The organism is Intrasporangium sp. (assembly GCF_035688975.1).
Classification (GTDB): domain Bacteria; phylum Actinomycetota; class Actinomycetes; order Actinomycetales; family Dermatophilaceae; genus CALMNV01.
In genome coordinates this window covers 1-5886 of the sequence record NZ_DASSMH010000100.1, presented here as the reverse complement: position 1 = coordinate 5886, position 5886 = coordinate 1, and the positions used below count along the sequence as shown (strand labels likewise).

Annotated in this window: 7 protein-coding genes and 1 tRNA gene; 2 read left to right on the top strand and 6 right to left on the bottom strand. The window is 73.3% G+C overall.

All coding sequences use genetic code 11. The annotated features are described in order from the left end of the window. Positions 1-191: 191 nt before the first annotated feature. The 3 genes from VFJ94_RS10590 to VFJ94_RS10580 all read right to left on the bottom strand — a co-directional run bounded on the left by VFJ94_RS10590 (position 192) and on the right by VFJ94_RS10580 (position 2666). Positions 192-1052, bottom strand: a complete 861-nt coding sequence (locus tag VFJ94_RS10590) for an undecaprenyl-diphosphate phosphatase (protein WP_325004174.1) — start codon at positions 1050-1052, stop codon at positions 192-194. 121 nt (positions 1053-1173) lie between these two features. Further along, positions 1174-2226: an LLM class F420-dependent oxidoreductase gene (locus tag VFJ94_RS10585; protein WP_414654600.1), complete on the bottom strand. Its 1053-nt coding sequence runs from the start codon at positions 2224-2226 to the stop codon at positions 1174-1176. Positions 2227-2300: 74 nt separating this feature from the next. Further along, complete coding sequence (locus VFJ94_RS10580; RefSeq protein ID WP_325004172.1) at positions 2301-2666, bottom strand: hypothetical protein; 366 nt, start codon at positions 2664-2666, stop codon at positions 2301-2303. A 163-nt stretch (positions 2667-2829) separates the two neighbouring features. On the opposite strand from VFJ94_RS10580, the gene VFJ94_RS10575 reads away from it, so the two are divergent. After that, positions 2830-3015 carry a DUF5703 family protein gene (locus VFJ94_RS10575; protein WP_325004171.1) on the top strand — a complete coding sequence of 62 codons (186 nt, stop codon included), beginning with the start codon at positions 2830-2832 and terminating at the stop codon, positions 3013-3015. 2 nt (positions 3016-3017) lie between these two features. Here VFJ94_RS10575 and VFJ94_RS10570 read toward each other — a convergent pair whose 3' ends face one another. Further along, positions 3018-4349 (bottom strand): M20/M25/M40 family metallo-hydrolase, encoded by a 1332-nt coding sequence (locus VFJ94_RS10570; RefSeq protein WP_325004170.1) that lies wholly within the window; start codon positions 4347-4349, stop codon positions 3018-3020. Positions 4350-4472: 123 nt separating this feature from the next. On the opposite strand from VFJ94_RS10570, the gene VFJ94_RS10565 reads away from it, so the two are divergent. Next, positions 4473-4559, top strand: a tRNA-Leu gene (locus VFJ94_RS10565). 59 nt (positions 4560-4618) lie between these two features. On the opposite strand, the gene VFJ94_RS10560 is transcribed toward VFJ94_RS10565, so the two are convergent. Both VFJ94_RS10560 and VFJ94_RS10555 read right to left on the bottom strand, forming a co-directional pair. Beyond that, positions 4619-5110, bottom strand: a complete 492-nt coding sequence (locus VFJ94_RS10560; protein ID WP_325004169.1) for a CinA family protein — start codon at positions 5108-5110, stop codon at positions 4619-4621. 132 nt (positions 5111-5242) lie between these two features. Then, on the bottom strand, positions 5243-5886 hold a 644-nt coding region (locus tag VFJ94_RS10555), incomplete at its 5' end, for a GNAT family N-acetyltransferase (RefSeq protein WP_325004168.1).

Below are 5886 nucleotides of genomic sequence, written 5' to 3'. Positions count from 1 at the left end.
GGGCGAAAGTGGCCACTCGACCACCGGGAAGCCGGGCGAAAGTGGCCACTCGACCACCGGGGGGCGGGCGAAAGTGGCCACTCGACCACCGGGGGCGGGCGAAAGTGGCCACTCGACCACCGGGGGGCGGGCGAAAGTGGCCACTCGACCACCGGGGGGCGGGCGAAAGTGGCCACTCGACCACGGGGAGGTCAGGTGGCGGTGAGCCAGCCCGCGATCAGGGCCACCGCCAGGAGGGCGCCGAGCCCGACGCGATACCAGACGAAGGAGAGCAGGCTGTTGCTCGCGACGAAGCGCAGCAGCCAGGCGATCGACGCGTACGCGACGACGAAGGCCACGACGAGCCCGAGCGCCATGGGTCCCAGCCCGAGCCGGACCAGGTCGGCACGCTGCTTGTATGCCTCGAAGAGGCCCGCGGCCGTGAGGGCCGGGATGGCGAGGAAGAAGCTGAGACGCGTGGCAGTCACCCGGTCGATGCCGCGGGCGAGGCCTGCGGAGATGGTCGCGCCGGACCGGGAGACCCCCGGGATGAGGGAAAGGCACTGGACGAGCCCGATGACGAGGCCGTCGACCGGGGTCACCGAGTGCTCGCCGCGCACCGTCCCCCGACGGTCGTATGCCGCGTGGATCCGCTCCGCCGCGACCATGACCGCGCTCCACAGCACGAGCGCCGCCGCCACGACCCACAGGCTGCGCAGACCGCCGGTGATGAGGTCCTTGGCGGCGAAGCCGACCACCCCGACCGGGATGGAGCCGATGATGACCGCCCAGGCCAGCCCGTAGTCGGGGTCCGTGCGGGCCGGCCCGCCGCGCAGCCCGCGGAACCACGCGACGGCGAAGCGGACGATGTCCTTGACGAAGTAGAGGAGCGTCGCGAGGATCGCGCCGAGCTGGATGATGGCCGTGTATGCCGTGACCGCCGGGTCGTCCACCGACAGGCCGAGGAGCTTCTCGGCGACGGTGAGGTGGCCGGTCGAGGAGACCGGGAGGTACTCGGTGAGGCCCTCGACGACGCCGAGGACGAGGGCATCGAGATAGCTGAGGTCAGGCACGGTGCGGTCAACCTTTGCGTGGAGTCAGGGGCGCGCCGCGGCGCCTGACGGTGCGGCGCGCGACAGGGTGGCAGCCTACCGTGGGACCCCGCTGGGAACCGGCCGCATCCCGGCTGGGCGCTCAACTGCCCCCGAGCATCCGGGCCATGGTCCGCACGGTCTCGAGGCTGCCCGCAAGGTCGGCGGCATACGGCGTGACGGCGAGGGTCGTCACCCCGGCCGCGGCATACCGGCCCACCCGCTCGGCGATCCGCGCCTCAGGCCCGACCAGCGCCGTCTCGTCGATGAACTCGAACGGCACCGCGGCCGCGGCCTCCCGGTGCCGGCCGGCCAGAAAGAGCTCCTGGACGCGGCCGGCCGCCTCCGCGAAGCCCATGCGAACCGCGAGGTCGTTGTAGAAGTTGCGCTCCCGTGACCCCATGCCGCCGAGGTAGAGCGCGCAGTAGGCCCGCAGCCGGTCAGCGGCGGCCTCCACGTCGTCAGCCACCACGACCGGGACCGACGGGACGACGTCGAACCCGTCGAGGGCCGCGCCCGGCGCCCCACGCCCCGCCCGCTCCCGCCCGGTGGCGAGGGCGGACAGCAGCTCGCCGGAATGCTCGGGGCTGAAGAAGATCGCGAGCCATCCGTCGGCGATCTCGCCGGCGAGCTCGACGTTGCGGGGGCCCACGGCGGCCAGGTAGACCGGCACCTCGTCCTGCACCGGACGGATCGTCATCTTCAGCGCCTTGCCGGGTCCGTCGGGCAGCGGCAGCGTCCAGAACGTCCCGTCATACCGGACGGTCTCCCGGCGCAGCGCCATCCGCACGATGTCGACGTACTCGCGGGTGCGGCCGAGCGGGCTGGCGAAGCGGACGCCGTGCCACCCTTCGCTCACCTGGGGCCCGGACACCCCGAGGCCGAGCCGGAACCGCCCCCCGGACAGGGTGTCGATCGTCGCCGCCGTCATGGCGGTCATGGCCGGCGTCCGTCCGGGGATCTGCATGACCGCCGACCCGAGGGCGATCCGCTCCGTGCGGGCCCCGACCCAGGCGAGCACGCTGGGGCTGTCCGACCCGTAGGCCTCGGCCGCCCACACGCTGTCATAGCCCAGCCGGTCGGCCTCCTGCGCGAGGGCGACGTGCTCCGCCCCCGTGCCGTTGCCCCAGTAGCCGAGGTTGAGCCCCAGTCTCAGACGCGATGCCATGCGGGGAGGCTACCGGCCGGACGGGTGCGCGCCCGGGACGAGCCCTCCGGCGCTGCCGGGTGTCAGACCCGCGCGCCGCGCGGCGCTCCGTGGTCCTCGTCGTCGTCCTCGTCGAAGTCCTCGTCGTCCTCGTCGTCGCTGTCGTCCTCGTCGTCCTCGTCGTACTCGTCCGCGTCCAGGCCGGCGTAGACGCCCTCGTCGCCCTCGTCGTCCTGGTCCTCAAGGTCCTCGCCGTAGATGGCGAGGGGGGTGGCGACCTCGGTCGACTCGTAGAGCGCCTCGTCGTAGTCGTCGAAGGCCTCGGCCAGGTCCTGCGCGGCGGCGACGACCATGGGGTGGTCGGGGTCACGGCTCGACGCGGCGGCTTCGAGGTGACGCTCGAAAGCGGCGACGAGCGTTTCGAGGGCGGCGCGCGGGTCCACGGTCATGCTTCGACCGTAGTCGACGCCGGTGCGGCTGGAAACTCCTGGCGGGGACAAAAGGTCGGGGCCCTGTGCGGACGTGCTCGGCACGCCTCCCGGCGGCGTCCCGTCCGGCGGGTCCGGTCGATCCACCGGTCGACGCGGCGGCACCGGTGCCACAATGTCGGCGATGACCGAGTACGAGTACCGCGTCCTGACCTTCGGCCCCGCCACGAGCCGGGCCGAGGCGCGTCAGGCCGTCGCTGAGCACGCGGAGTACGGCCGGTGGGAGCTCGCGCGCACCGTGGCCTACGTGAGCGGCATCCGGCGCATGTGGCTGCGGCGCAAGGTCATGCGGGTGCAGCGCACCGCCTGACCTCAGCAGCGGGTCAGGAAGTCGGTCAGCACCCGGGCGCCGAAACGCAGCGCGTCCACCGGCACCCGCTCGTCGATGCCGTGGAACATCGGGGCGAAGTCGAGCTCTGCCGGCAGCCGCAGGGGCGCGAAGCCGTAGCCGGTGATCCCCAGCCGGCTGAGCGCCTTGTTGTCGGTGCCGCCGGAGAGGCAGTAGGGCAGCACGGCCGCGTCGGGATCCTCGCGCAGCAGGCTCTGCTTCATCGCCTCGACGAGGTCCCCGTCGAAGGGCGCCTCCAGCGCGACGTCGCGGTGCACGACCTCGACGTCGACGTGCTCCCCGGCCAGCTCGCGGATCGTCTCCATGAGGGTGTCCTCGTGGCCGGGCAGGAAGCGGCAGTCCACGGCCGCGGTCGCGGTCTGCGGGATGACGTTGTGCTTGTAGCCGGACTCGAGCATCGTCACGTTGGCCGTGTCGCGCAGGGTGCCGCGAACGAAGCCCGCCGCCCCGCCGAGCCCGGCGAGGAGCGGCTCGACGTCGGCGGCATACGGTATGCCGCTCAGCGCGCTCAGCCCGTCGAGGAGCTGGCGGACCGAGGCGATGTACTCGCGCGGCCACTCGTGCGCGGCGATCCGGCCGACGGCGGCCGCGAGCCGCACGATCGCGTTGTCGTCGTTGGGCACCGAGCCATGGCCCGCGCGGCCGTGGGCGCGCAGGCGCAGCCACGCAATGCCCTTCTCGGCGGTCTGGAGCAGGTACGCGCGACGCGGCCCCTGCGGGCTCGGCAGAGTCACGCTGTAGCCGCCGACCTCGCTCACCGCCTCGGTGACGCCCTCGAGGAGCTCGGGGTGCTCGTCGACGAGCCAGTGGCTGCCCAGGGCGCCCCCTGCCTCCTCGTCGGCGAAGAAGGCGAACGTCGTCGTGCGGGCCGGCTTGGTGCCAGTGCGGGCGAAGTGCCGCAGCCCCGCGAGGATCATCGCGTCCATGTCCTTCATGTCCACGGCGCCGCGACCCCACACGCAGCCGTCCCGCTCCTCACCGCCGAAGGGGTCCGCCTGCCAGTCCGCCGCGTTGGCAGGCACCACGTCGAGGTGGCCGTGCACGGCGAGCCCCGGCCGCGCCGGGTCCTCGCCCTCGAGGCGCACGACCACGGTGGCCCGCCCCGGCCGGCTCTCGAGGAGGGTGGGCGCGAGGCCCACGTCCTCGAGCTGGCCCACGACGTACTCGGCGGCCGCGCGCTCCCCCGGGCCGGTGCCGTCGCCGTAGTTGGTGGAGTCGATGCGGATCAGCTCGGAGCAGATCCGGACGACCTCGTCCTCGGGGCTGGTCGAGCCGGTCTGGGGCGTCGCGGTCATGCCGTCACCCTAGTGAGGTGCCCCCGAGCCGGCCGGTCCGCCGGGTTCGTGTTTTGTCCGAGCCCCGTGCTAACGTTTCTGCTCGCCGCGGGGAGCTCCCTTAGAGCCCCTGCTCATCACCTTGTCGGGGTGGCGGAATGGCAGACGCGCTAGCTTGAGGTGCTAGTGCCCTTAACGGGCGTGGGGGTTCAAGTCCCCCCCTCGACACCAGCACGGCCCTCGTTCCCCCGCTTCGGGAGCGAGGGCCGTTTCTCGGCCCCGTCCCGCGCTCAGCGGACCTGCTGCAGGCCTCGCCGGAGCAGCCGGAGCGCGTGGAGCGTGGTCGCCTCGAGGACCTCCTGCGGGTCGCCGTCGAACTGCCGCTGCTCCGTGGTGACGGAGCCGCCCGCGACGACGCCGAACCACACCGTGCCGGCCGGCTGCCCCTCCTCGTCGTCGGGGCCGCCGACGCCGGTGACCGCCACCGCGGCGTCGGCCCCGAGCAGGTCGGCCACCCCGCCCGCCATCGCGGCCGCGCACTCCTTGGTGACCACCGGGCCCGGTGGGACCTGGAGCACGGCGAACTTGACCTCCTTGCTGTAGGCCACCACCGCGCCCCGGAACCACGTGGCGGACGACGGGGCAGCGCCCAGGTGGCAGGAGATCTTGCCGCCGGTGAGCGACTCCGCCACCGCGACCGTGGCGCCGCCGTCCTGGGCGAGCTGCGCGATCTCCTCGGCGACGTGCGCAGCGGCGTCGACGACCTGGTCTGGAGGGGTCATGGGTTTCGCCTTTCGCATCGCTCGTGCGCTCGGGCCGCCGCCGCAGCCGTCGGTGCTCCGGCCATGATGGCAGCCCTGCGCCTGCCGGGGGGCCCACGGCCCGGGCCTTCCAGGCGCTGCAGGTCGGGCGCGTCAGGCGAGCTCGAGCCGCATGACGACCCGCGTCGGCGAGCGGCGGACCACCTCCGTGAAGCCGGCCCGCTCGTAGAGGCTGCGCGAGCCGAAGAACATGAAGTCGTCGTGGCTGCGCTGTGGCTTGTCGACCGGGTATGCCTCGAGTGTCCGCGCCCCGCGGGAGCGGGCGTGGGCGATCGCCCCTGCGAGGAGCCGGTGCTGCACGCCGCGTCCCCGATACCGCCTGGCCACGTAGGTGCAGACGATCGACCACACGGGCGCGTCGTCGACCGGCTTCATCACCGGTGACCGCTGCAGCTTGGCGTAGTCCTCGCGCGGCCCGAGGCTGATCCAGCCGGCCGGCTCGCCGTCGAGGTACCCCACGAGCCCGGGCTCCCGGCCGGCGCTCACGAGGTCGTGCAGAGCGTCCCGGTTGCTGCTCGCCGCCGCCGCGCCGACGAGGACCTTGCCGCGCTTGCGGTAGTACATGCACCAGCATCCCCGCACGATCGACCCGCCGGGGAGGCCGAAGAGGGCCTCCAGGTCGGCCCACGTCGCCGGGGTGAGCGGCCGCACCTCGAAGGGCTCGTCCATCCCCCGACGGTAGACCCCGACGGACGGCCCTTCCGGTCGCACGTCACCGCGCGTCGCCGGCAGCGTCC